This window comes from Arcobacter aquimarinus (genome assembly GCF_013177635.1).
In the GTDB taxonomy this organism is placed as follows: Bacteria; Campylobacterota; Campylobacteria; order Campylobacterales; family Arcobacteraceae; genus Aliarcobacter; species Aliarcobacter aquimarinus.
In genome coordinates this window covers 2206022-2232786 of sequence record NZ_CP030944.1, presented here as the reverse complement: position 1 = coordinate 2232786, position 26765 = coordinate 2206022, and the positions used below count along the sequence as shown (strand labels likewise).

At 28.5% G+C, this 26765-nt stretch carries 26 protein-coding genes; 13 read left to right on the top strand and 13 right to left on the bottom strand.

Annotated features, from left to right (window positions below; genetic code table 11):
- Positions 1–2 precede the first annotated feature (2 nt).
- The 5 genes from prfB to plsY form a co-directional block, all read right to left on the bottom strand.
- Positions 3–1097, bottom strand: a complete 1095-nt coding sequence (prfB, locus tag AAQM_RS11265; RefSeq protein ID WP_129094698.1) for a peptide chain release factor 2 — start codon at positions 1095–1097, stop codon at positions 3–5.
- 96 nt (positions 1098–1193) lie between these two features.
- Positions 1194–1829, bottom strand: coding sequence for a c-type cytochrome (locus AAQM_RS11260; protein WP_129094699.1), 636 nt, complete (start codon positions 1827–1829; stop codon positions 1194–1196).
- Positions 1830–2007: 178 nt separating this feature from the next.
- Positions 2008–3210, bottom strand: coding sequence for a major outer membrane protein (locus AAQM_RS11255; protein ID WP_129094700.1), 1203 nt, complete (start codon positions 3208–3210; stop codon positions 2008–2010).
- A 283-nt stretch (positions 3211–3493) separates the two neighbouring features.
- Entirely contained in the window at positions 3494–3805 is a 312-nt protein-coding gene (locus AAQM_RS11250; RefSeq protein WP_129094701.1) for a dihydroneopterin aldolase, read from the bottom strand.
- Complete coding sequence (gene plsY / locus AAQM_RS11245; protein WP_129094702.1) at positions 3802–4425, bottom strand: glycerol-3-phosphate 1-O-acyltransferase PlsY; 624 nt, start codon at positions 4423–4425, stop codon at positions 3802–3804. The genes AAQM_RS11250 and plsY overlap by 4 nt, the downstream gene beginning before the upstream one ends.
- Before the next feature lie 111 nt (positions 4426–4536).
- Here plsY and nadA point away from each other — a divergent pair, with 111 nt between their 5' ends.
- The 12 genes from nadA to ribD all read left to right on the top strand — a co-directional run bounded on the left by nadA (position 4537) and on the right by ribD (position 15969).
- The gene (nadA, locus tag AAQM_RS11240; RefSeq protein WP_129094703.1) at positions 4537–5526 is read left to right on the top strand and encodes a quinolinate synthase NadA; all 990 of its coding nucleotides are present in this window, start codon (positions 4537–4539) and stop codon (positions 5524–5526) included.
- Entirely contained in the window at positions 5523–6344 is an 822-nt protein-coding gene (gene nadC / locus AAQM_RS11235) for a carboxylating nicotinate-nucleotide diphosphorylase (RefSeq protein ID WP_129094704.1), read from the top strand. The genes nadA and nadC overlap by 4 nt, the downstream gene beginning before the upstream one ends.
- Positions 6345–6464: 120 nt before the next feature.
- On the top strand, positions 6465–7451 hold the full coding sequence (locus tag AAQM_RS11230) for a DHH family phosphoesterase (RefSeq protein WP_129094705.1): 987 nt from the start codon (positions 6465–6467) through the stop codon (positions 7449–7451).
- Entirely contained in the window at positions 7435–8820 is a 1386-nt protein-coding gene (locus AAQM_RS11225) for a M23 family metallopeptidase (RefSeq protein WP_129094706.1), read from the top strand. Before AAQM_RS11230 ends, AAQM_RS11225 begins: the two co-directional genes overlap by 17 nt.
- On the top strand, positions 8817–9716 hold the full coding sequence (lpxC, locus tag AAQM_RS11220; protein WP_129094707.1) for a UDP-3-O-acyl-N-acetylglucosamine deacetylase: 900 nt from the start codon (positions 8817–8819) through the stop codon (positions 9714–9716). Before AAQM_RS11225 ends, lpxC begins: the two co-directional genes overlap by 4 nt.
- A 9-nt stretch (positions 9717–9725) precedes the next feature.
- Positions 9726–10178, top strand: coding sequence for a hypothetical protein (locus tag AAQM_RS11215; protein WP_129094708.1), 453 nt, complete (start codon positions 9726–9728; stop codon positions 10176–10178).
- 18 nt (positions 10179–10196) lie between these two features.
- A complete protein-coding gene (gene thrB / locus AAQM_RS11210) occupies positions 10197–11078 on the top strand; it encodes a homoserine kinase (RefSeq protein WP_129094709.1) in 882 nt (293 codons plus the stop codon).
- 36 nt (positions 11079–11114) lie between these two features.
- On the top strand, positions 11115–11390 hold the full coding sequence (locus AAQM_RS11205) for a DUF448 domain-containing protein (RefSeq protein ID WP_129094710.1): 276 nt from the start codon (positions 11115–11117) through the stop codon (positions 11388–11390).
- The gene (gene infB / locus AAQM_RS11200) at positions 11380–14085 is read left to right on the top strand and encodes a translation initiation factor IF-2 (RefSeq protein WP_129094711.1); all 2706 of its coding nucleotides are present in this window, start codon (positions 11380–11382) and stop codon (positions 14083–14085) included. The genes AAQM_RS11205 and infB overlap by 11 nt, the downstream gene beginning before the upstream one ends.
- A 2-nt stretch (positions 14086–14087) precedes the next feature.
- Positions 14088–14447 (top strand): 30S ribosome-binding factor RbfA, encoded by a 360-nt coding sequence (gene rbfA / locus AAQM_RS11195; RefSeq protein WP_129094712.1) that lies wholly within the window; start codon positions 14088–14090, stop codon positions 14445–14447.
- Positions 14444–14872 (top strand): ribosome maturation factor RimP, encoded by a 429-nt coding sequence (gene rimP / locus AAQM_RS11190; protein ID WP_129094713.1) that lies wholly within the window; start codon positions 14444–14446, stop codon positions 14870–14872. The genes rbfA and rimP overlap by 4 nt, the downstream gene beginning before the upstream one ends.
- Before the next feature lie 92 nt (positions 14873–14964).
- Positions 14965–15969: a bifunctional diaminohydroxyphosphoribosylaminopyrimidine deaminase/5-amino-6-(5-phosphoribosylamino)uracil reductase RibD gene (gene ribD / locus AAQM_RS11185; RefSeq protein WP_129094714.1), complete on the top strand. Its 1005-nt coding sequence runs from the start codon at positions 14965–14967 to the stop codon at positions 15967–15969.
- A 12-nt stretch (positions 15970–15981) separates the two neighbouring features.
- Here the strand turns inward: ribD and efp are convergent, their stop codons facing one another.
- From efp to pheS, 7 genes are all read right to left on the bottom strand, one after another.
- Positions 15982–16542 (bottom strand): elongation factor P, encoded by a 561-nt coding sequence (efp, locus tag AAQM_RS11180; protein WP_129094715.1) that lies wholly within the window; start codon positions 16540–16542, stop codon positions 15982–15984.
- Positions 16543–16551: 9 nt separating this feature from the next.
- Positions 16552–18135: a phosphoglycerate dehydrogenase gene (gene serA / locus AAQM_RS11175; RefSeq protein ID WP_129094716.1), complete on the bottom strand. Its 1584-nt coding sequence runs from the start codon at positions 18133–18135 to the stop codon at positions 16552–16554.
- Between the two features lie 14 nt (positions 18136–18149).
- On the bottom strand, positions 18150–19802 hold the full coding sequence (locus tag AAQM_RS11170; protein WP_129094717.1) for a 30S ribosomal protein S1: 1653 nt from the start codon (positions 19800–19802) through the stop codon (positions 18150–18152).
- Positions 19803–19869: 67 nt separating this feature from the next.
- Positions 19870–20706 (bottom strand): 4-hydroxy-3-methylbut-2-enyl diphosphate reductase, encoded by an 837-nt coding sequence (locus AAQM_RS11165; protein WP_129094718.1) that lies wholly within the window; start codon positions 20704–20706, stop codon positions 19870–19872.
- Between the two features lie 11 nt (positions 20707–20717).
- Positions 20718–21998, bottom strand: a complete 1281-nt coding sequence (gene aroA / locus AAQM_RS11160; RefSeq protein WP_129094719.1) for a 3-phosphoshikimate 1-carboxyvinyltransferase — start codon at positions 21996–21998, stop codon at positions 20718–20720.
- A gap of 14 nt (positions 21999–22012) precedes the next feature.
- Positions 22013–24334, bottom strand: a complete 2322-nt coding sequence (gene pheT / locus AAQM_RS11155) for a phenylalanine--tRNA ligase subunit beta (protein ID WP_129094720.1) — start codon at positions 24332–24334, stop codon at positions 22013–22015.
- Positions 24331–25323 (bottom strand): phenylalanine--tRNA ligase subunit alpha, encoded by a 993-nt coding sequence (gene pheS, locus AAQM_RS11150; protein ID WP_129094721.1) that lies wholly within the window; start codon positions 25321–25323, stop codon positions 24331–24333. Before pheS ends, pheT begins: the two co-directional genes overlap by 4 nt.
- A 132-nt stretch (positions 25324–25455) precedes the next feature.
- On the opposite strand from pheS, the gene AAQM_RS11145 reads away from it, so the two are divergent.
- A complete protein-coding gene (locus tag AAQM_RS11145) occupies positions 25456–25800 on the top strand; it encodes a histidine triad nucleotide-binding protein (protein WP_129094722.1) in 345 nt (114 codons plus the stop codon).
- 8 nt (positions 25801–25808) lie between these two features.
- On the opposite strand, the gene accA is transcribed toward AAQM_RS11145, so the two are convergent.
- Positions 25809–26741 (bottom strand): acetyl-CoA carboxylase carboxyl transferase subunit alpha, encoded by a 933-nt coding sequence (gene accA, locus AAQM_RS11140; RefSeq protein WP_129094723.1) that lies wholly within the window; start codon positions 26739–26741, stop codon positions 25809–25811.
- Positions 26742–26765 lie beyond the last annotated feature (24 nt).

The window sequence follows — 26765 nt, the reverse complement described above, 5'->3', positions numbered from 1 at the left end:
AATTATTTAGAAGTTGCTATTAAAACATCTTCTATAATTTTAGTTATATCACCATCTAAAATAGCATCAACATTTGAATAACCTATGTTACTTCTACTATCTTTTACTTGTTGATATGGTTGTAAAACATAAGATCTGATTTGATGTCCCCATCCATTTTCACTTTTTTCAACACCATCTTTAGTTGCTTGCTGTTTTTCAAGCTCAAACTCATATAGTCTTGACTTTAACATTTTAAAAGCACTATCTTTATTTTTATGTTGACTTCTATCATTTTGACATTGAACTACAATTCCAGTTGGAATGTGAGTGATTCTAATAGCTGATTCTGTTTTATTTACGTGTTGTCCACCAGCTCCACTTGCTCTATATGTATCAATTCTAATATCTTTATCTTCAATCACAATGTTAATATTATCATCAATTTCTGGACTCACCATAACAGATGAAAAAGATGTGTGTCTTTTTGCGTTTGAGTCAAATGGAGAGATTCTAACAAGTCTGTGAATACCGTTTTCAGCTTTCATATATCCATAAGCATTTTCTCCTTTGATGATAAAAGAAACATCTTTGATACCAGCTTCATCACCATTTTGATAATCAAGAAGTTCAACTTTAAAATCATTTCTTTCTGCCCATCTAAGATACATTCTATAAAGTATGCTTGCCCAATCTTGTGATTCAGTACCACCAGCTCCTGGATGAATAGAAACTATTGCATTTGAAGCATCATCAGGATTAGATAACATTACAGAAATTTCAGTTGATTTGATAAGTTTTTCTAACTCTTCTGCTTCATCGTAAAGCATCTCTAAAGTTTCTTCATCTTTTTCATCATTTGCCATTTCATATAGTTCGTTGGTACCTTTTAATGAGTCATTTGCTTTATTAAATTTGGCTAATTTACCTAAAATTCTATTTTTTTCAATACCAATTTTTGTAGCATTTTCTACATTGTTCCAAAAGTCTTGAGAGGCTTCTTCTTCTTCAATTTCTTTTAGTCTTTTATTTAATTCATCGGGTTTTAATATACCTTTGATATTTTTAAGCTTAGTATTTAGAAGTTTTAATAGTTCTGAGTATTCGTATGCGTCCATGTAGTTCTAATCCTTTAAAAAAAGGAATTATACTTTAATTATGTATAAAGAGTGATTAGAGTTAAAAAATAAAAGAGAAGGCAAAGCCTTATTCTTTTATTTATTATTTAAATTGTTTAAATAATGATAAATACCTTTAATAGTTTTAGTATCAAGGTTATTTGTATGAATTGGTGCAGTTGTTATTGCACTCATTCTATCTACCCTTCCAAGTTTATAATCTTTGATTGATTCATCCATTTCTTCAACTGTTAAATTTTTTAAAGCTCTTGAACCTGATATTGATTTTTCACCATTTATTCCATGACAAGATTGACACTTGTTTGTGTAAATATTTTGTGCATCAATAGCTGCTTCTTTTAACTCTTCTTCTACTTTTGCTTTCTCTTGTGCTACTTTTTTCTCTTCTAATTTTGCTAAAATTCTAGCTTCCATATCTTCAGTATTCCCTGATACATTTCCCGCAATAATAGGAGTTATTGCTGTAGGAGTTTTTAAAATATAGATAAAGTTCATACCATTTGCTGATTGAGAGATTTTTATATCATCAACAATCCAACCTTTTTTCTTCATATCATTTACAGAATATTTTCCATCACATGCACCACCATTTAAAGCTATGTTTTCAATAGTGCTCATTGATGAGTGATTTTCTTTGAAACACATAGTAGTTTGAGCAAAAATTGATGTAGCTCCAAATAATAAAATAGCTGAAAGAATTGCTTTTTTCAAGATAAAATCCTTTTTTTAATTTTATAAGATTTTAGCATAATAAGGTTAAATTTTGATAATATTAAAGTTTAGACTATTGAAGTTTTTTGAATAGGAATAAGTTTAAAGATATTAAATAAAAAAAGGATTGGGATAAACCCAACCCTTTGAAGTAAAAAGTTTTTATACTCTAAAAATATTAGAATGTATATTCAACTTGTAATCTTCCTCTTACGTCATCAGCGATTTCTGTTGTAGTACCAGCTGCTTTTAACTCATCATCAAATAAACCATATCTAATATATGTAGATAAGTTTTTACTCATTTTATAAGTTAATTGAGCATAAATTTCTTCTTGCTCTCTTTCTGTTGTAGTAGTAGGATTCCATTGTAAGTTACCATAGTTAGCTGATAAGTTTAAGTTAGATAATACATCTACACCAACAACTGCTTGCCAGTAATCAGCATCAGTTTTATTATTAGATGTTAAATTCCATCCTAATAAAGTAGTATTAGCATCGTTATCTAATGCAGTTAAACCACCATCTTTATCAGTCATAGCATAAGCTAATTTACCATTAACAATACCTGCTTTTGCAGTTACTACTAATTTAGCCATAGAATGCGCAGGAGTATTAGCAGCATCTAAATCTAAAGAAGCATATCTTGCATCAATACCTAATTTAACAGGTGATAAATCTAAATCAGCTTTTGCACCGATTGTATAAGTATCAAAAGTTTCAGCCATATCTAAATACCATGCATCTAAAGTAACAGGGTTAAGATTAGCGATTGCTCCTACAGTAACGATATCTGTACTACCAGCATTACCATTTTTTGTTAATGCATTTAAAGTTCCAGTATAATCACCTGAATTATCTAAATTTGTTTGGTTAAAATAAGCTGCTGCTAAAGTTACAGGTCCTACTGTTGTAAGTGCTAAGATACCAGTTCCAGTTTGCTCTGCACCATCTGAATCAATAGCTACAGTCCATGGAGTTGTTAAACCTTGTTTACCAACATTAACAGTAGTATTTGCTAAACCTGTATATCCAAAATATGCATGAGATAAAGTTACATCAACATTTGAATCACTTCCAGTTTGTGTATTTAATCCTGCGAAACCTGAATCTGCTCCACCAATGATAAATCTTGAGTTAAATTTTAGATCTTCATTTACTTTTGAAGAAAGATTTAAAGCAACTTTATAGTTATTGTTTGTATCAGAATTTTGACCTGCTTGAGTATTAACAGTATCTCTATTGTAGTCATTATATCTGTAAACAACAGATCCTGATACTTCTACATTTTTGATTGCTTCTTCTAATGGTTGAGCATTAGCAGTTGATAAACCAGCAACTGCAACAGCTGCAACTAAACTTAATTTTGCGATTTTTTTCATTTGTTCTCCTAAAATTTCGAAATCTTTATTCAGTCTATCGGAGCGCGCGAACTCATCTAAAACCTAGGTTTTAAACCTTTTCCGACATACCGTTGCGACCATTCTACAGCACTAAATTTTAAAGTTTTCTTAAAATGTTATTTTCAGTGTTAATTAACTGTTAATTTAAGTTAACTTTTAATTAACCAACTATTAATGCTGTTTAAATGCTATTATTAGGGGAATTTGAGACTTTTTTTGTCTTCTATTTAATAAAGCTAAAATTAACATATAGATTATTATTTTAGTTTTGCAGACTTACTACACAGTTTTTTAAGATATTTGGTTTTGAGATTTTGATTTTTAGGTTTGTTATAGTGTATGTTTTATTTAGAAGTCTTTCTAAGTATAAGATAGCATCTTCAAGAAGTAAAAACTTCTCTTTTTTCATAGTTTTTTCTACTAGATTAGCTACATCTGCATAGTTTATAAAGATATCTTTTGAGAATTCATACTCAAAAGATAAATCAATCACAACTTTTTGTTTTTTTATTCTTTCAAAATCTAGTATTCCAATAATACATTTAAAAGTTAGATTTGATATTTCTATCTTCATATAACTTTCTTCTCCTCACCTTTTATAATTCTTACTATATTTGGAATATGTTTGTAAAAGATGATAAATGCTATTAGATACATAGGAACATTTGAGCCTATATTTAAGCCATCATTTAAAAATGTTGCACTAACAATCACAGCTAAAAGTCCTAAAAGTGAAGATAAAGATGAGATTTTTAAAACTTTCGCGCAAACTATCCAAACAACAGCACCTATTAATGTGGGAATTGGAATAAGAACTATGTAAACACCAAGTCCTGTAGCAACACCTTTTCCACCTTCAAGACCTAAATATACAGAGTAACAATGTCCTAAAACAGCAAGTACAGCAATAGCCCAAAGTGTAGAATCACTAACTCCATAATATAAACCTGCAAGTAATACAACTGTTCCTTTTAAAGCATCTAGTAAAACTGTAGCAATTCCTAGTTTTTTTGCCAGTTTTGGGTTTGTTTCTTTTACTACTCTTAAAACATTTGTAGCTCCAATACTTTTGCTTCCTTGTGTTTTTATATCAACACCTGCAAAAGTTTTTGCTAGGATTGAACCAAAAGGAATAGAGCCTACTAGGTAAGCTGCAATAAAAAATAAAACATTTGTATTTGAGAAAAAATCCATTTATTACCTTTTATAATGGTTCTATTTTAGAACCTTATGTTATTGAATTAAATGAGATTATAACTAAAATTTTGTTATATTCACATTTAATAAAAATACGAAGGTTTATATTTGAATTTAAAAGAAGAAATATTAAAACTAAAAGAAGAGTTAGATGTTACTTTAGTAGCACACTTTTATCAAAGAGATGAAGTTTTTGAGTTAGCTGATATTACTGGGGATTCATTGGAATTAGCAAAAAAAGTGATGTTGACTGATTCAAAATTTGTTGTTTTTTGTGGAGTTGGGTTTATGGGTGAAAGCGTAAAAGTTATGAGTCCACAAAAAAGAGTTTTGATGCCAAAAATCGCTTGTTGTGCAATGGCAAGGATGATTGATGAGGGATATTATGAGCAAAATCTAAAAAAGATAAATGAAGCAGGTATTCCAAATGAAAATATCTTACCAATTACATATATAAACTCAAGTGCAGCAGTAAAAGCAAAAGTTGGGGAGATGGGCGGTATGGTTTGTACATCTTCAAATGCTTATAAAATCATAGAAAAAGGTTTACATTCAGGTAAAAAAATATTTTTTGTACCTGATAGATGTTTGGGGCAAAACTTTGCAAAATCATTAAAACTAAAATCTGCTGTTGTTGGTGATGGAAGTGATTTAAAAGAAGCTGATATTATCTGTTATAACGGTTTTTGTTCAGTTCATCAACAATTTTCTGTAGAAGATGTGGAGTTTTATAGAAATAAATTTCCTGATATTTTAATTGCTGTTCATCCTGAGTGTGACCCTAGTGTTTGTGATGCTGCTGATTTTGTTGGTTCAACTTCACAATTAATAACATATATAAAAGGTTTGGATGAAAAACAAAAAGTAGCTGTTGGAACAGAATTTAATATGGTAAATAGATTAAGAACGAAAAATACATATATTTTAAGTTCTACAAAACCTGAGTGTCCAACTATGAATGAAACAACACTAGAAGATGTTTATAAAACTTTGAAATCTATAAAAGATGATAATATTTCAAAAGAGAATGAGATTTTTGTATCAGAAGATACTGCTAAGTGGGCGAAAGTAGCATTAGAAAGGATGTTTGAAGTATGATAAATATCAAAAAATTTGTAAAAAATGCCATTATTGAAGATAATGGAAGAGGAGATTTATTCTTCGATGTTGCTCCAAAAGGAAGGTTTACTGCAAGAGTTATATGTAAATCAGATGGTATCTTAGCAGGTATTCAATATGCAAGAGTTCTTGCAAGAACAGAAAAATTTGATTGTAAATTTTTGAAGAATGATGGTGATGTCTTAAGAAAAGGTGACGTTATAGCAGAACTAGAAGGAAAAGCTTCTATTTTATTATCAAGTGAGAGAACATTTCTAAATATGTTACAACATGCAAGTGGAATAGCAACTCAAGCAAATAAATATGCAAAAATGATTGAAGATACGGGAGTTGTCTTACTTGATACGAGAAAAACAAGACCACAATTAAGAGATTTTGAAAAATATGCAAGTAGAGTGGGTGGAGCTATAAATCATAGACTTGGACTTGATGATTGTTTGATGTTAAAAGATACTCATTTAAGAACTATAGACAATCTTGCAGAATTTGTAAAAAAAGCTAGAAAAAGAATTTCTTGGGTTACAAAAATAGAGATAGAGTGTGAAACTTTTGAGCAAGTAAAGGAAGCTATGGCAGCAGGTGGTGATATTATTATGTGTGATAATATGACACCTGAGCAAATAAGAGAAGTAGTAACATTTAGAAATAAAGAATATCCACATATTTTACTCGAAGCTAGTGGAAATATAAATTTTGAAACTATAAGAGAGTATGCTATGACTGGTGTTGATGCTATTAGCAGTGGAAGTATAATTCATCAAGCAACATGGCTTGATTTTTCTATGAAATTTGATTAAAAAAGATTGATTAACTTTTGGTTAGTAAGTTTTTGATAGATTTAGTGTACAAGTCTTGAAAATCAAGATTTGTAAATATTAGGCTTGAAATAAATTTTCAAGTTCCTAGAGGGAAGAGGGATGAAAAAAGATTTTATTACAAACAATAAAGTTGATATGGCTGAGTATACAAAAGCTTTACAACTTATAGAAAAGAGTAGATATATACTAATCATCACTCATGTAAATCCCGATCCTGATTCAATTGGTTCTGCATTAGCTTTATCCAATTTATTTTATGAAAATAGAATAAAACATAAAGTTTTTAATATAAGTAGTGATTTACCACAAAATTTAGATTTTATTCCAAGATTTGATAAGATAACGGATCAGTTACCTGCTTTTTTTGATTTGGCAATTAGTGTGGATTGTGGAACTTATAAAAGGTTAGGATTTGAACTTGATCCTTCAATTCCACTTATAAATTTTGATCATCATCAATCAAATGAAGGTTTTGGTACAGTTAATATAGTTGATCCTATGAAAAGTTCAACTGCTGAGTTGGTATTTGAGTTTTTTAAACATAATGGTTTATACATAACAAAAAATTCAGCTACTGCACTTTATGTTGGTATTTATGATGATACTTTGGCTTTTTCATTGAGTCGATGTGATGAAATCACTTTTGAAAAAATCAATTTTTTAGTTGAGTGTGGAGCGAGTCCTTCTGATATTGCAAATAAGCTTTTAAGAAGAGATTCATTGGCAAAATATAGAATAATACCCAAAGTTTTAGATAGTTTAGAACTATATAAAGAAGGAGAGGTAGCAACAATATTTGCAAAAGAAGAGTGGTTTAAGCAAACAGGAGCTCATAGTAGAGATTGTGAAGATGCTTTAGATATGGTTATGAGTATTGCTGTTGTTAGAATTGCATTTTTTGTAAGAGTTGTAAATGGAACATCAAGAGTATCTTTACGTTCAAAAGGTAAAATTGATGTGTCTTCAATAGCAGGTTATTTTGGTGGAGGTGGGCATTTTAATGCTGCTGGTTGTACACTTAATATACTTGATGTTGAAGAGGTAAAAAAAATAGTATTAAAGGAAGTTCTTGAAGTTTACAAGTAGTAAAAATAGTATTAAGGGATTACTAGTATATGTAATTTTATTCGTATTAGTGGGTGTTGTTGGTTTTGTATTTTTATCTTCAACTTTTGAAAGAAATGCACCTAAAATTTCTATGAATGAAGAGATTTATTGGAATTTACAAAAGCCAATAGATGTTCTTATCTCTGATGATGTAAGTATAAAATCTTATGATTTTACATTTATTGATGGTGAAAAACAGATTAAGTTAGAGAGTAAAATTGTAGCACAAGAAAAAGGAACTATTCAATTTGAAGTATTTCCTCCAGTTTTAGGTGAATTATATAAGCCAAGTAGTGGATTTATTCAGGTTCATGCATTTGATAATAGTAAATGGAATTTCTTTAGAGGTAATGAAGCTTCAAAAAAATCAAAAATTATAATAGATAAAAGAAGTCCTGTTGCAAATGTTATAGCTAATTCTTATTTACTAAGACAAGGTGGAAGTGGAATAGTGGTTGTTGAAATCAATGATGATAATTTAAAGGACTATTATATAACTTTTAACGATGAAAAAGTTTTTGAACTGTTTCCTTTTTATAAAGAGAATTTTTATATTTCAATTATTGCATGGCCTGTTGAGATAAATGAATTTAAAAGAGTAAATTTGGTTGCTGTTGATATGGCTGGAAATAAAACAATTACTAAAATTCCATATTATATAAAAAGCTTCAAAGAAAAAGTTGATAATATAAAGATTTCTGATGATTTTGTAAATAATATAAGTAGACAAGTTTTAGAAAATAGTGATATGGTAGTTCCTTCTAATGTAGTTGATATTTTTGTAAAAGCAAACAAAGAATTAAGAGAAAAAAATGTTAAAACTATAAAAGATGTGGTTATGAAAAATATCAAAGAGAGTGGAAAAATAAATTTTGATGTTAAGCCATTTGTCAGACTTCCGAACTCTGCAACTTTTGCACAATATGGAGAAAGAAGACACTATTTTTATGGTGAAGAAAAAATCGATGAAGCTTGGCACTTAGGAATGGATTGGGCAAGTGTTAAGAGAGCTGAAATTAATATAACAAATCCTGGGAAAGTTATATTTAAAGATTATTTAGGAATTTATGGAGATTCTATTATTGTTGATCATGGTTTAGGACTAGGTTCATTATATGCTCATATGAGTAGTGCAACAGTTGAAGTTGGTGATGAATTAAAAAGAGGACAATTAATAGGGAAAACTGGTGCTACAGGTGCTGTATTTGGTGATCACCTTCATTTTGGTATGTTAGTTCAAGGAACTGAAGTAAATCCAAATGAATGGTTAGATCATGAATGGATAAAAGTTAATTTAAATAAAACAATGAATGATGCTATTAAAATTATTAATGGAAATAATAAATGAAACAAAGAACATTAGCAAATGAAGTAGAAATTGTAGGAATAGGTTTACACAAAGGTGTTCCTGTAAAAATGAGACTTGAACCACTTGATAGTAATATGGGTATAGTTTTTTACAGAAGTGATGCAGGAGTTACAATTCCATTAAAGAAAGAGTTTGTTGTTGATACTAAAATGGCAACAGTAATTGGAAAAGATGGTGTAGTAATTTCTACGATAGAACATCTTCTATCTGCTGTTTATGCTTATGGAATAGATAATCTAAGAATAGTAATAGACAATGATGAAGTTCCTGTTCTTGATGGAAGTTCATCAGGTTATTGTATGTTAATAGAAGAAGCAGGAATAAAAGAACTAGATAAAAGTAAAAAAGCTATTAAAGTTAAAAAAATGGTTGAAGTTACAACTCCAGATGGAAAAAGAGTTTGTTTAAAACCATCAAATAGAATTGTATATGATTTCGAAATAGATTTTGAACATCCAGCTATTGGAAAACAAAATTTTCACTTTGATTATTCAATAGAAGAATATAAAGAAAATATTAGTCGTGCTAGAACATTTGGGTTTTTACATGAAGTTCAATATCTAAGAAGTATTGGACTAGCACAGGGTGGAAGTATGGAAAATGCTATTGTGCTTGACCAAACAAAGGTTTTAAATCCTGAAGGTTTAAGATATGACGATGAATTCGTAAGACATAAGATATTAGATGCAATAGGAGATATGGCTCTTTTAGAATATACAATGGTTGGAGAGTACGATGCTATTGCTGGTAGTCATCATTTAAATCATTTATTGACAAAAAAATTATATGAAGATGAATCAAATTATGAAATTGTAGATTTAGAAGAAGCTAGTGAACAAGCTGTTATGTTTGAAATGGCATATGCAAAAGCTTAAGGAAAAGTATTGATAGAAGTTTTAGTTATTACTATTTCAAATCCGCTTTTGATTGGTATTTATGAAAAAAAGAAGTTGATTAAAGAGTTTAAACTTGATGGAAAAACTTCTGATTTATTACCTGAATTATTTGAAGATTTATTAAAAGATTATAATATTAATAAAATTATTTATGTAAATTCTCCTGGTTCTTTTATGGCAATTAAAGTTGCATATTTATTTTTGAAAACGATTTGTATAACAAAAAATATTGAATTAAATGCAATAGATGGATTTGAATTTAATTCAAATTCACCTATAAAAGCATTAGGTAAAAAATATTTCATAAAAACAAATAATGAGATTAAAGTAGATTTTTTAGAAAAAGATAGTATAATCCACGACTTTAAATTACCTATGTGTATAGAAAAATATAATTTTAACAAAGAAACACTGCCAATATATAATTTACCAGCTGTTTAAAGTTTAAAAAGGAAATGGATGAAAGTAAGCGTTCCAGCTACTAGTGCAAATTTGGGACCAGGATTTGATTGTCTTGGTCTTGCAATATCAATGAAAAATCAAGTAATAATTAGACCATCAAAATTTCATAGTGTATCTTTAAAAGGAGAGGGTTCTAATAATCCTGCTTTAAAAGATAATAATATGTTTATCTCTATTTTTAATGATTTTTATCATAACTTATCTCACAAAAAAAGATTTTTTAGGTTTGAATTTCAAAATGAGATTCCTTTGTCAAGAGGTTTAGGTAGTTCATCTGCAGTTATTGTATCTGCAATTGCAAGTGCTTATGCAATTGAAGGAATCAAACTTGAAAAAGATAAATTACTTAATTTAGCTTTAGCTTATGAGAGTCATCCTGATAATATAACACCTGCTGTTATGGGAGGATTTAATGTTGCTTGTGTTCAAGAAAACGAAGTTAAATATATTAGAAAAGAGATACCAAAAAGTTTAAAAGCAGTAGTTGTTGTGCCAAATAGAGCTATTTCAACTCAATTATCAAGAAAAACTCTTCCTTTTAAATATTCAAAAGAAGATACAATTTTTAATATTTCACACTCTTCACTATTAACAGCTGCTTTTATGGCTGAAGATTGGGATATGTTGAAGCTTGCTTCAAATGATCAAGTTCATCAAAAATATAGAATGAAGCAAATGCCAGAACTTTTTGATGTTCAAAAAACTGCATTAAAAGAAGGTGCTTTGATGAGTACTTTATCAGGTTCTGGATCAACTCTTTTTTCAATAGCTCATGCTGATGATAGTAAAAATTTAGAAAAAGCATTGAAATTTAGATTTCCTCATTTTAGAGTTTTTACTGTTGATTTTGATAATACTGGTGTGAGAATTGAAATTTGATAATTTTTGAGATTAAGCATATTTTAGGTATAATGCTTGGCTAATTTAAAAAGAATCTTAAGAACTTGTATTATTTGCAAGGGTAAGTTTGAACAAAAAGAGTTATTAAGATTAAAATGTAAAGATAAAAAGTTGTCTTTTTATGACAATAATGGAAGAAGTTTCTATCTTTGTCAAGGTTGTTTATCTTCTCTTGAAAAAGATATGAATTTAAAAGAATTTAACAAAATCGAAAAATCACTTTGTAAAGAGTGTAAAAATAAAGATAAGTATGTTACCCAACTTAAGGAGATGCTAACAGATGTCAGATAAAGTAAGAGTTTATGAAATTGCAGAAGAAGCGGGAGCAAGTAGCCAAGATGTTATTGCAAAAGCAAAAGATTTAGGAATAGAGCTTAAATCACCACAAAGTGCAGTATCATATGAAGAAGCAGAAGAGATTACAAAATATATTATGACTGGAAAAAGTTCTAAGTTGCCTAGTAAATCAACTTCAAAAGCTAAAAAAATAGTAAAAAAAGAAGAAGCAATAGTTGAATCTAAAAATGATGAAATAGTTGTAGAAGAAAAAGTAAAAGTAGAAACAAAACAGCCAGAAATAGAGAATGAAGTTAAAAGAACTGAATTAAAGAAAGTTGTAATATCTAAACCTGTATTGAAAGCTCCTTCAAAAGTTGAAGAAGAAAACACTGAAAAACCTGACTTAAATAGTGATAATCCTAATAAAATAGTACCAAAAAGAAGAGGTTTGGTAATTATTAAAAAGAAAAAACCTAAAGAAGAATTAACTACTTATTCATCAAATAATACAATAGATAATGAATCTCAATCAAAAAAACAAATGAAATCACTTAGCGAAATATTAGGTGGAACAGAAGATGAAGATAAAAATACAGTAAAAAACAATCAAAATTTTTCTGAAGAAGCAAAAAGAACTAAAGTAAAAAAAGAGAAGAAAAAAACTACTGTAAAAGCTCAAGTTCATGGTAAAAAACTTGAAGTTGATAGGGAATATTCTGATGACTTTTCAAGTTCTACAGATTCATTATTAGGAGAAGAAGTAGTTTTACTAGATATGGATTTGGGAGATACATTTAAAATTTTTGATGAGCCTAAACCTCAAAATCCTGCAAAACAATCAAGAAGTTCAAGACCAGCAGCTTTTGGTAATGCACCTCAAGGTTTAAAAAGAGGAAAAAGAAAAAAAAGAATTTCTAGAACACAAGAAAGTGTAGAAATTACAGAAGTAACTATTCCTGAAGATATTAGGGTTTATGAATTCGCAGAAGCTTGTGGAAAATCTCCAGCTGAAGTTATTACTGTACTATTTAGCTTAGGAATGATGGTTACTAAAAATGACTTTTTAAAACAAGATGAATTAGAAATTCTTGGTGAAGAGTTTGGTATTGAAGTAACTGTAAAAGATGCATTGGAAGATGTGAATTATGTAGAAGATTATTTAGGTGAAGATATTGATGAAACATCTTTTGTAACACGACCTCCTGTAGTTACAATCATGGGGCATGTTGACCATGGAAAAACTTCTTTATTAGACAAAATAAGAAGTTCTAAAATTGCTTCTGGTGAGGCAGGTGGAATTACACAACATATTTCATCTTACACGGTTACAAAAAATGGTCAAAAAATTACTTTTGTAGATACTCCTGGGCATGCTGCCTTCTCTGCTATGAGAGCAAGAGGTGCTAATGTTACAGATATTATTATTATTGTAGTTGCTGCAGATGATGGAGTTAAACAGCAAACAGAAGAGGTTATCTCTCATGCAAAAGCAAGTGGTTGTCCAATTATTATAGCAATGAATAAAATGGACAAAGAAACTGCAAATCCTGATATGGTAAAAGCTCAAATGGCAGAGAGAGATTTAACTCCTGTTGATTGGGGTGGAGATATTGAATTTATTGGAGTTTCTGCAAGAACTGGTGAAGGAATTGAAGATTTATTAGAAAATATTTTAATCCAAGCAGAACTTTTAGAGTTAAAAGCTGATCCAACTGCTAAAGCTAAAGCTACAGTTATTGAATCTTCACTTGAGAAAGGAAGAGGTCCAGTTGCTACAATTATTGTTCAAAATGGTACTTTAAAAATAGGTGATAATATCGTTTGTGATACAACTTTTGGTAGAGTAAAAGCAATTACTGATGATAATGGAAAACCAGTAAAAGAGTTAGGACTTTCAGAAACAGGTACTGTGCTAGGTCTTAATGATGTTCCTACAACGGGTTCATTTATGGTTGCAATGGATTCAGATAAAGAAGTTAGAGATATTGCAACAACTAGAGCTGAACATGCACGTGCAAAAGAGTTATCTAAATCTACAAAAGTTTCATTAGAAGAAATGAGTGGATTGATTGCTGAAGGAAAAATTAAACAATTACCAGTAATTATTAAAGCTGATGTTGGTGGTTCTCTTGAAGCTATTAAAGGTTCATTAGAAAAAATTGCAAATGATGAAGTAAAAGTAAAAGTAATTCATTCTGCAGTTGGTGGAATTACTGAATCTGATTTAATACTTGCAGGTGCATCTGATGGATGTATTATTTTAGGATTTAATGTAAGACCAACAGGATCTGTAAAAGCAAAAGCAAAAGCTGATGGTGTGACTATTAATACTTATTCAATTATTTATGATTTAATTGATGATGTAAAAGATGCTTTATCTGGAATGATGAGTGCTGTTATTAGAGAAGAGAATACAGGACAAGCTGAAGTTAGAGATACATTTGTTGTTCCAAAAGTTGGAACAGTAGCAGGATGTTTAGTAACAGATGGAAAAGTTATTCGTGGTGGGCATGCAAGAATCATCAGAGATGGTGTTGTTACATATACAGGTAAAATCTCATCATTAAAAAGATTTAAAGATGATGTTAAAGAAGTTGCAAATGGTTATGAGTGTGGAATTATGTTTGAGAAATTCAACGATATCAAAGTTGGAGATTTTATTGAAACATTTATTCAAATCGAAGAGAAAGTTTCAGTAGATAACTAACAATGAAAAGTGTAAATTTACAAAGAACAGAATCTTTACTAATGGAGTTAATTCCTGAAGCATTGTCAAATTTAGATGATAATAGAATTAACTCTTTACCAATAACTGGTGTAAATTGTAAAAATGGTAAATATGATGCAATAGTTTATTTTGATGGTAGTGATTATGATAAAGAAGAGATAAAAATAATTATTTCTCTATTGCATAGGGCTAATGGAAGAATAAAAACACATATTTTAGCAAGTACAGGTTGGTATAAATGTCCTAATTTTAATTTTGTAAATGATACATCATTAGAAAAATCAAAGCATATTGAAGATTTATTTATGCAAATTAGAAAAACAAAAAGTAGTGAAGAATGAATTTAGAAGAATCTATAAAATTGGCGGTAGAGAGTCTTGGTGCAAGACTTTATGATATTACAACTGTAAGAGAACATGATAAAAATATATTTAGAGTTTCTATTACTGTTGAGGGTGGAACTAGCTTAGATAAGTGTGCTGAAGTTTCAAGAATGATTTCTCCAATTTTAGATCTTGATGAGCCAATGAATGGAGAATATGTACTTGAGGTTAGTTCCCCTGGTATTGAAAGAAAATTAAAAAAGAAAGAACACTTTATGGCTTCTGTAGGTGAAAAAGTTAAAGTAAAGAACTTTGCTACTGATGTTTTTAAAGGTGAACTTATAAGTGCAAATGAAGAAAAAATAGTTATTAAAACTGAGTTTGGAGAAGAAGAACTTACTTATGATAATATTTTAGCTGCTGCTACTTATTTTGAATGGTAAAATCAATAGAGATTATCCTCTATTGATTTTTAACTACTAATTAAAACTACTTAATATATACTACTCTTCCAATTTTTTTAAAAGTGATAACAATGAAAATAGATGATAATTTTTATATGAAATTAGCAATAGATGAAGCGTGGAAATATCAACTCTTAACATATCCAAATCCTGCTGTTGGTTGTGTTGTTGTAAAAAATGGTGCTATACTATCAATAGAAGCTCATAAAGAAGCTGGTATGCCACATGCTGAAGTGAATGCACTTAGAGCTGCATTTTTAAAAATATATCCTAATTCAGTATTAAAAACATTAAATAATTCGTATGATATTCATGATTATTTAATAAAGAATCATAATGATTTTTTTAATGACTGTGAAATTTTCATTACTCTTGAGCCTTGTAATCATGAAGGAAAAACTCCTGCTTGTTCAGAGTTGTTAAAAGTTTTAAAACCAAAAAGAGTAATAATAAGTGTAAAAGATCCAAATCCAAAAGCCTCTGGTGGGCTTGAAACATTATTAAGTCAAAATATTAAAGTGGATATAGGAATATTGCAAAATGATGGTTATAATTTATTATTACCATTTATTTCTTGGCAAAATAAAACATGTATCTTTTTTAAAATGGCACAAACATTAAATGGTAGTATTGATGGTAAAATTTCTTCAAATAGAGCATTAGCTTATGTTCATACTTTAAGAGATAAAATAGATTTACTTTTAATTGGTGGAAACACAGTAAGAATTGATAAGCCAACCCTTGATTCAAGATATATTGCAGGATGTGCTCCTGATATTATGATTTATAGTAAAAATAAGATGTTTGATAATAATATACCTTTGTTTAAAATACCAAATAGAAAAGTTTTTATTAGTGATGATTTATTTAAATTACTTGATTATAAATTTGTTATGATTGAAGGTGTTTATACTTTACTTGAGAAATTTAAAGAAAAAATAGATTTTATTATTTTAATAATTAGTTCAAAAATTAGAAAAGGTGAAAATACTTTGAATGATATAAATTTAGACTTTGAGATAATGCACGAAAATTTTATAGGAGAGGATAAAGTTGTTTTTTTAAAAAGAAAATAGTAGCATTTGCTACTATTTTACTTTTTCTAAATATTCACCAGTTCTAGTGTCAACTTTAATTACTTCACCTTCTAAAATATGAAAAGGAATCTGTACAACTGCACCTGATTCTAAAGTTGCTGGTTTTCTTCCACCTTGAGAATCACCCTTAAAATTAGGTGGTGTTTCAACAATTTTTAATTCAACTACCATTGGAGGTTCAACTGTGATTGCTTTACCATTAAAATACATCATATCACAAACCATACCATCAATTATCCAATCAAATGCTTCACCTACTTGTTCATAAGTTAAACCTTCTTGTTCGTAAGTTGCATTATCCATAAATTGTAATAATTCACCATCATCATATAAAAATTGCATTTGTTTTTGTTGTAAGTTTGGAACTTCACACTTATCACCAGCATGGAAAGTTTTTTCAATAACCTTTCCATTTAAAAATGATTTAATTTTACATCTTACAAATGCAGCACCTTTCCCAGGTTTTACATGTTGGTATTCAGTAATTTTATAAGGAATTCCATCAACTTCAATTTTTAATCCCTTTTTTAATTCACTCATTCCTATTGCCATAGTTTCTCCTTAAATTTCAGCATAAGCAACTGCAATAGCTGCTTCTAAACTGTCAAGTTTTTTTAATACATCTGAAGATGCTTTTTCATCAATTAGAATAACAGCTAAAGCACCATCTTTCCCTCTTGAAAGTCTAAAGTCAGCAATATTAATTTTATTATCACCAAGAATTTTACCAACTTCACCAATAACACCTGGTACATCATTATTTCTCATGATGATCATTTTGCCTTTTGGTTCGATATCTATAGTAAATCCACTTAATTCAACTATTCTTTGAACATCATCATTAAATACAGTTCCTGATATAGTTTTAACACCAGTTGATGTAGTTATTTTTATTGAAACTTTATTTTGATAGCCACTATGATTTGAGTATTCAGAAGTTGTTAATTCAATATTTTTTTCTTTTGCTATAAAGTTTGCATTTACATAGTTTACTTCATCTCCAGAACTTGCTGATAATACACCAACAGTTGAGAATGTTTGTAAAGAATCTAAATATTCTGAAATTTCACCTTCAGCTGCAATATTTATTGATCTAATTTCACTCTTACTTAATTGTGCAAGTAAAAATGCCATTTTTTGAGTTAATTCAATATATGGTTTTACAAAAGAAGGAATTTTACTCTCATCTATTGGTAAATTTAAAGCATTTGGATACGCAATTCCACGTGCTGATTCAATAGCATTATTTGCAGCTTGAATTGATATCTCTTTTTGTGATTCTTTTGTATTTGCACCTAAATGTGCTGTTACTGTAACATTTGGTAAATCTAATAATGGGTGATTTGTTGCTGGTTCTTTTTTAAATACATCAATTCCAGCCATTGCAATTTTGCCAGATTTTAGGTTTTCTACTAATGCTTCTTCATTATATAATCCACCTCTAGCACAATTGATTAAAACTACACCATCTTTCATTTTTGCAATTTGCTCAAAACTAATCATATCAATAGTTTCTTTATTTTTTGGTGTATGAATAGTAATAATATCACAAGCAAGAATATCATCAAAATTTGTTGTATATTTGATACCTAAATCAGTTGCTTTAGTTGAAGGAATATATGGGTCATATGTAATAACATCCATTTCAAATGATTTAGCTCTTAATGCAACTCTATGACCAATATTTCCAAAACCAATAACACCTAGTTTTTTCCCATAAAGTTCATTCCCATACCAATCTTCTCTTTTCCAAACTCTATCAATTTTTAATTGATTGTGTGCATAAGGAAATTTTCTCATGCATGATAACATATGTGCCATTGTTAATTCTACTGCCGCTATTGTGTTTGCAGTTGGAACATTCATTGCGATAATTCCTCTTTTACTACAACCTTCAATATCAACATTATCATAACCAACACCAGCTCTGATGATTGCTTTTAAATTTGTTGCCGCATTTAAAAATTTCTCATCAACGTCTGTTGAAGATCTAGTAATTGCAACATGTGCATCTTTTATAATATTTAATAGTTCTGTTTTATTCACATCTGCTGCATATACATAGTTTATATCTTCTGTATTTTGAAGAATTTGTAAACCAGCTTCATGTATATGGTCACAAACTACAATTGTATGTTTACTCATTTAAATAATTCCTATTATTTCATTTGATCTTTTAAGATATCACCTAAAGTCATTGCTGAATCATCACTTACAGATTTTAAAACTTCTCTTTCTTGTTGTTGTTCTAATCTTTTTACAGATAATCTAACTCTATTTTTTCTAGTATCGATATTTACAACTACAGCTTCAACTTCATCACCATTTTTGATTTCATCAGCATTTAGTGGTCCAAAATCTTCATTTCTAATTAAACCATCAAGATTGTTTTCAAGTTTTATAAAAATACCAAAATCTTTAGTGTCTTTTACTGTACCTTTTACAATATCACCAATTTTATATGTATCTTGGAATCTTTTTGCTGGAGAATCTGCAATTTCTTTAACTGATAATGAAATATTTTCTTTTTCTTTATCAATTTTGATAATTCTTACTTCAACTTCATCACCTTTTTTAAATAGTGTTTTACATTTTGCATTTGGCTCCCATGAAGCTTCTTCATTATGTAATAAACCATCTACTTCGCCAATTGATACAAATGCACCAAAATCAGTTAATGTTGCAATTTTACCTTTAATTACATCACCAACTTTGTGTTCATTTGTAAATTTTGAAAAAGGTTTTTCTTGTAAATTTTTTAAAGATACTCTTAATCTTTTTTGTTCAATGTTTAATTCAATAACTTCAACATTAATCTCTTCACCAATTGTTAAAAGTTCCTTTGGGTTTTTTAAGTTTTTATTCCATGAAATTTCAGAAATATGTAATAAACCTTCAATGTCGTTTCCTAAATCAACGAATGCACCATAAGATTCAAAGTTAGAAACAGTAACCGTAATTGTATCACCAACTTCTAATTCATCTTTAATCTCTTCCCAAGGATTAGATAAAGCAGCTTTAATAGATAATGATAAGTGTTGTTTTGCTTTGTCATAAGATAAAACTACAACTGAAACTTCATCACCTTCATTGTAGTAATTTGCAGGATTTACAGGACCTTTGTAAGAGATTTCATTGTAGTTTACTAAACCATCAATTCCACCTAAATCTACAAACATTCCATAAGAAGTAATTTTTTTGATAATACCATTGATTGGTTCTTTATTATCTAAAATTTCAGTAACTTTATTATCTTTAACAGCTTTTGATTCTTCAATTAATTTTTTTCTTGAAACAATAATTGAATTTTGAGCTTTATTTACTTTGATAACTTTAGCTTTTACAGTTTTTCCAATTGCACCTTGTGCTTTTAGATAAGATTGTGCCATAGGCATGAAATATTCACAACCATCTGCATCTTCGATGATAAAACCACCTCTTTGTTTTACAGAAACGATTTTACCTTCAATAGTTACATCTTCGAAGTTTTCACCATGAGTTTTTACAAATGAATCAAACTTTTCTTTTTGTAACACTTTTTTATGTGAAATATTTGGTCTTTCTCCTCTATTCCCCATTAACATAACAGGAATAGTATCTCCAACTTTATACTTTACTTCACCACCAATTGTAATTTCTGAAATAGATAATTGACCTTCAACTTTTTGACCAACATCAACTAAAACTCTTTCATCATTAATTTCAACAATTACACCATCAACCACAGAATTATTTTCTGCATTCTCAAAAGACTCATTAAGCATTTGCTCAAAATCAAAGTCTTCACCTAAATCAATATCTTCGATACCCATTTTATTCCTTCATATTTACCAGTTTTATTAAATAGGACGATTATACAGAAAATTGACTTAAAAACTCTTAGTTTATTGATTTTATTTTATCTACAACCTGTTGAATTATCCAATCAGGAGTGCTTGCACCTGCGGTTATACCGCATAATTTTTTATTTGAAAACCATGAGGTATCTAATTCCAATTCATTTTCAATTAAATATGAATCTTTACAATTTTCAAGACAAATAGAGTGTAATTGTTTTGTATTTGAAGAATTTTTTCCTCCAATAACAATCATGATATCTACTTCTTTTGATAATTCTCTAGCTGCATCTTGATTCTCAAAAGTTGCATCACAAATTGTATTAAATACTCTTACTTCTTTATTTTTCAAAATTAGAGCATTAACAATTTCGAGATATTTTTCTTTCTTTTTAGTCGTTTGAGCAACAGTTGCAATTTTAGTATTTTTAAATATTACTTTTTCTAAATCAGATGGCTCTAAAATTATATGAACATCCTCTTGATCTTCACCATAAGATTGTACACCCTTTACTTCAGGATGATCAGAGTCACCAAAAATTAATATAGAATAGCCTTCTTTTGACATTTTTTTTACAATTTGTTGGGGTGTCGTAACAAATGGACAAGTTGCATTTATAACTTTGGCATTTAACTTTCTTAAATCTTTTAATTCATTTTTTGGAATACCATGAGTTCTAATTATTACAGTATCATTCTCTTTTATATCACTTAAATTTGTATATAAACCTACATTGAAATCATTTTTTAATCTATTTATTTCATCTTGATTATGAATTAAAGGACCCATAGTAGCAGAGTTTGTATAATCTTCTGCTATTTTAATTGCTCTTTTTACACCAAAACAAAATCCATAGTTTGACGCTAATTTTACTTCCATTAAATAAAACCTTAATTATATAAAGAGTCTAAAATCTCTTTAAAATTTGGGAAAGATGTTTCAATACATTGAGTATCTTCAATATCCATATCGCAGTTTAATCCGGCAATTGCAAAACTCATTGCAATTCGATGATCACCATGTGAATTTATAGATGCTTTTTCTATTTTTCCACCAATAATTTCATAGCCATCTTCAAATTCTGTATATTCAACACCACAAAGTTTTAGATTATTTACAACACTAGAAATTCTATCACTCTCTTTAACTCTTAATTCTTTTGCATTTGATACTTTTGATTTTCCATTTGCTAAACTCATAGCAATTGAAAGAGCTGGTAGTTCATCAATAAGCCAAGAAATATTTTCATAAACTTCAACACCATTTAGTTCATTATTAATTACTTCAATATCACCTATTGGTTCATATACATTTTCTTTTTCAATAAAATTAACAATAACACCCATTCTTTTTAAAACTTCATAAGCTTCAACTCTAGTTGGATTTAAAGTTACATTTTTTATTAAAACTCTTGAATTTGGAGTAATAGCTGCTGCAACAGCAAAGAAAAATGCCGAACTAGGATCTGTTGGTACAGTAATATTTAATGGTTTTAAATGACCTTTTAGTGGATGAATATTTATAAATCCTTCACTATCATTTTCTAAAGTTGCTCCCATACCTTTAAGCATTCGCTCTGTATGGTCTCTTGTTAACTCATTTTCTTTATATTTTGAAATACCATTTGCTCTTAAAGCTGCAAGAATCATAGCTGATTTTACTTGTGCAGAATCAACAGGAGAGTGATAAGTAAATGGTTGTAGTTCTTTTACACCTCTAATAAATAAAGGAGCTTTATTCCCATTTTCTCTTCCATCAATTAATGCACCAATACTTCTTAATGGATCTGCAACTCTTTTCATGGGTCTATTTCTTAAGTATTTATCACCTGTTAGTGTAAATGCTCCATCAACTGATGCTAATAAACCACAAAACAATCTCATTGCAGTTCCAGAGTTACCACAATCAAGAACATCTGATGGTTCAGTTAAAGTAGAAGTTGGAGTTATTTCAACATAACTTCCATCTCTTTTTATTTTTGCTCCAAGTTGTTCAACAATACTTAATGTATTTAATGTGTCTTCAGCTGTTAAATAGTTTTTTATATAAGAAGTTTCATTTGAAAAAAGTGAAAACATTGCACATCTATGTGATATCGATTTATCACTTGCTATTGAGTCTATTTCTATATTAAATGATTTATTTAATTTCTTTATATTGAACTTTTCCACTTTTTCCCCTTATTTTATCTTATACCTATAGATAATTTTTGATTTAATGTATCTAAGATAGAATTCATTGTTGTTGTAATATCTTCTTCTTCCATTGTTTTCTCATCATTTTGTAAAACAAATCTGATAGTTAAACTTTCATTATTACCTAATTTTTCATCACTATAGATATCAATTAAATTAAATTGTTTAATATTTTTATCATTTAATGAATTAATAACTTTTTTAATCTCTTTATATTCTAAAGATTTAGGAGCTATGATACTTAAATCTTTTTTAGAGGATTGGAATTTTGAATATGAATTTGTTTTAACAATATCATTTTTTATTGCTTCAAAATCTATTTGAGCAATAAAAGTATCATTTAAATCAAAATCAGAACAAACACTTGGATGAAGTTTAGAAATAAATCCAACTATTTTTTCATCTATTAAAACATTTGCATTTTGATATGGATGAATAAATGAATTATTAATATCACTCATTGGTTCTAAATCAAATTTTCCAATAGTATTTAATACTTTTTTTGAAAAAGAGAAGAAATCTACATTTTTTGGTTTACCTGAATTTGAAATCTCTTCTTGTTCTATAAAACCTGTTTGAATAAAAGCAATTTTTTTACTTTCTTTTCTATTTTCATCAAAAATCGTACCAATTTCAAAAAAAGCAGTCGAACGTGAGCCAACTTTGAAATTATTTGAACAAGCTTCAACTAAATTCAAAAGTAGTGTAGTTCTATATGTATTTAATTCTTTTACTATAGGATTTATAAGTTCTAATTCTTCTTTTACTGTTTTAAAACCATATTTTTCTAAGTTCTCTTTTGATGAAAATACATAAGTTAGAGTTTCAAAAAAACCATTTTCAATTGCTTTAAATCTAAGTTTATTTTTTTTGATTAAATCATTAGATGTTTTATTTACTCTGTTTACTTCATCAATTTGTAATGGTTTAGATACAATATTATCAATCCCAATAATTCTTACCACTTCTTCTGTTACATCAGCTATATTTTTAATATCATGTCTGTAATGAGGAATTTTTATTACTAAAACATTATCTACTGTATCCTTAACCTCAAAGCCTAATGAAGTTAATATTTTTTCTATTTCTATTTTTGGAATTTCTTGTCCAATAATAGAATTTATTTTTTTTGTACTTACATCTAAAGTTAACTTCTCTTTATCTTCTATAAACGTTTCAGTTCCTTTGTAAATTGTAGCACCAAATTTAGAAATCAATGTTGATAAATACTCTATTCCAAAGTCAATATTTGGTTCACTTCCTCTTGAAGCTTTATAATAAATATCAGAAGTCTTTATTTTTTTCTCATAAACTTTTCTTGAAATTAAATCAGGGTTTATATAAGAAGCTTCGATAATATAATCTGTATCGTTATAATTAAGTTCTTTGTGTTCTACACAGATTTTACTTAAATGTTCAATTCCATAAATATTGTCAAATTCATCTTCATCTTTTTTTACATATAAAATATTTAAGTTGTTGTTTTTTAAAGTCATATCTTTAGGATAAGCATTTAAAATAACTCCTGTTGAATGTGTAACATAAGTTAATGTATTTTTTATATCATTATTGTCTACATATTTTCCTAAAATAGAAGTTCTAAATTTAAATAGTAATCCCAATTTGAAATTTGTAAAATCAACAGCTTTAAAAGATAAAGAAGAATCAATATTACTATCACATTCTATTTCAAAAATTTGACCAATACCTAAATCATTATATTTAATTTGTTTATCAAGTTCTAATAGTGGAATAGAATAATAAGCACTCAATTCTCTAGCTATTCCATAAATACTTAAACAATCACCTCTATTTGGAGTTAAACCTATTTCAATAATTGAATCATTTAATTTAGAATATTCTTTTAACTCTTTTCCTAAAATTAATTCACCAATTGAATTATCTAAAACTAAAATTCCATCATTAAGTTTTGGAAGACCAAGTTCAGTTGAAGAACAAATCATTCCATTTGATTCAACACCTCTTAATTTTGCTTCTTTAATAATAAAATCATTTCCTAAATCACAGCCAACCATTGCAACAGGAACAAATTGACCAACATCTACATTTTTTGCACCACATACTATTTGAACTTGATTTAATCCTAAATCAACTTGACAAATATTTAACTTATCTGCATCTGGATGTTTTTGTTTTTCTAAAACTTTTCCAACAACAACTTTTGATGGGATAGAGTAGTTTTCTAAACTATCAACTTCAAGACCAATAGCGTTTAAAGTTTTACAAATTTCATCTGTAGAAATTTTCGAAATATCAATAAATTCTTCTAACCAACTTCTTGTAATAATCATTTGAACTGTCCTAATAATCTTGTATCACTTTCAAATAGTGATCTTAAATCTCCAATATTATGGATTAGCATTGCAAATCTTTCAACTCCTAATCCAAAAGCATAACCAGATTTATTTTCATAGCCAACTGCTTTAAACACATTTTCATCAACTACACCACAACCTAAAACTTCTAACCATCCTGTATGTGAACAAACTCTACATCCTTCACCTTTACAGAATACGCAAGAGATATCTACTTCAGCTGATGGTTCAGTGAATGGGAAAAAAGATGGTCTAAACCTTACTTCAACATCACCAAACATATGTTGTAAAAATTCAACTAAAACATGTTTTAAATTTGCAAAAGATACTTTATCAGCATCATCAACAACTAATGCTTCAATTTGATGAAACATTGGTGTATGTGTAATATCAAAATCTCTTCTAAATACAGTTCCTGGAGCAATCATTCTAATTGGAGTTTTTTGACTAAGCATTGTTCTAATTTGTACAGGAGAAGTATGAGTTCTTAATAATGTGTAGTCTTTATTATAAAACGTGTCTTGCATATCCCGAGCAGGGTGATATTTAGGTAAATTTAAAGCTTCAAAATTATGAAAATCATCTTCAACTAGAGGACCTTCTTCAACAGCAAAATTTAGATTTTGGAAATATTTAATAATTCTGTCCATAGTTTCAACTACAGGATGAGTTGCTCCACATGATAATTCATTATTAAATTTTGTTACATCAATTTTTTCAGCTTCTAATTTTTTATTTAAAGCCTCTTTTTCCAAGATAATTTTTTTATTTTCTAAAGCATCAGTTATTAATGTTTTATTTTTATTTAAATTTTCTGCAAATGATTTTTTTTCTTCATTTGGAACACTTTTCATTTTAGCAAATTCTAAAGTTAAAATACCTTTTTTACCTAAAGTATCAATTCTTAAATTTTCTAACTCTTCAAGTGATGTAGCATTGGCTATTTTTTCAATCCACTGTGTCACTTTTCTCTCCCTAAATTTATAAATAATTATTATGGATTTAAATTATTATTGTAGTATTTTTAGGGGGATTATACTTAAAGATTTATTAGAGTTTGGTTATAATATTTTACTATTTAATTTCAAGGAAAAATAATGTGTATATTCTGTAAGATTGTAAAAGGGGAAATACCAAATCAAACTATTTTAGAAGATGAAAATTTCTTAGCATTTAATGATATTAATCCAACTAGAAAAATTCATGTTTTAATCATTCCAAAAGAACATTACGAATCTTTTGATGTTGTTTCAGCTGAAGTAATGTCTGGAATGACAACTTTTATTCAAAAAGTTGCTGAAAAATTGAATGTAAAAAAAAGTGGATATAGATTAATTACAAATATTGGAATTCATGGTGGACAAGAAGTACATCATTTACATTTTCACTTAATAGGTGGTGAACCTGCTGGTAGATTAGTAAGAGATAGACAAGAATTATAATTCTTGTCTTATTGGAAAGAACCTAGTGCCATAATTTTTTGGTATTTTTTTTCTAATCTTTCTTGTGGAGTTAATTTATTTAATTCCTCTAAAGAGTTTAAAAAATATTCTTTCAAAGCAAAAATAGCTTCTTCTTTTTGTCTATGAGCACCAATTAATGGTTCATTTATTACATCATCAATTAAATTAAGTTCTTTTAAATTTTCAGCTGTAATTTTTAATGCATTAGCTGCAGTTTCTACTTTTGATGAATCATTCCATAAAATAGCACTACAACCTTCAGGTGAAATAACAGCATAAACTGAATATCTCATCATTGCAAGTTTATCAGCTACAGAAATTGCTAAAGCTCCACCAGAACCACCTTCTCCAATAACAACTGAAACAGTTGGAGTAGTTAAATCTGCAAATTCATATAAGTTTCTTGCAATTGCTTCTGATTGATTTCTCTCTTCTGCTCCAATACCTGGATATGCACCCGGAGTATCTACAAGCATTAAAATCGGAATTTGAAATTTATCAGCCATTTTTGCAGCTCTCAACGCTTTTCTATATCCTTCAGGACTTGGCATACCAAAATTTCTATAAAGTTTGTCTTTTGTCCCTCTACCTTTTTGTTCACCTATTACTAAAACTTTTTGCGTTCCAATAAATCCTAAATAACATACAATTGCATGATCATCCACATAATGTCTATCACCATGAATCTCGTAGGCATTTGTTAATAGCCCCGAAATATAATCCATTGCATACGGTCTGTCCGGATGACGAGCAAGTTGAAGTTTCTGATAATCACTTAAATTTTTAAAAGTTTTTTCAACTTCTTTTTCTAATTTTTTTTCTAAAATTTCTACAGCATGTTCGTCTGCTTTTGTTTTTGCAACAATAATATCTTCTTCTATCTTTTTGATTTTATCTTCAAATTCTAAGTAAGCTGCCAAAGTTCTCCCTTTAAGTAAAGGAGT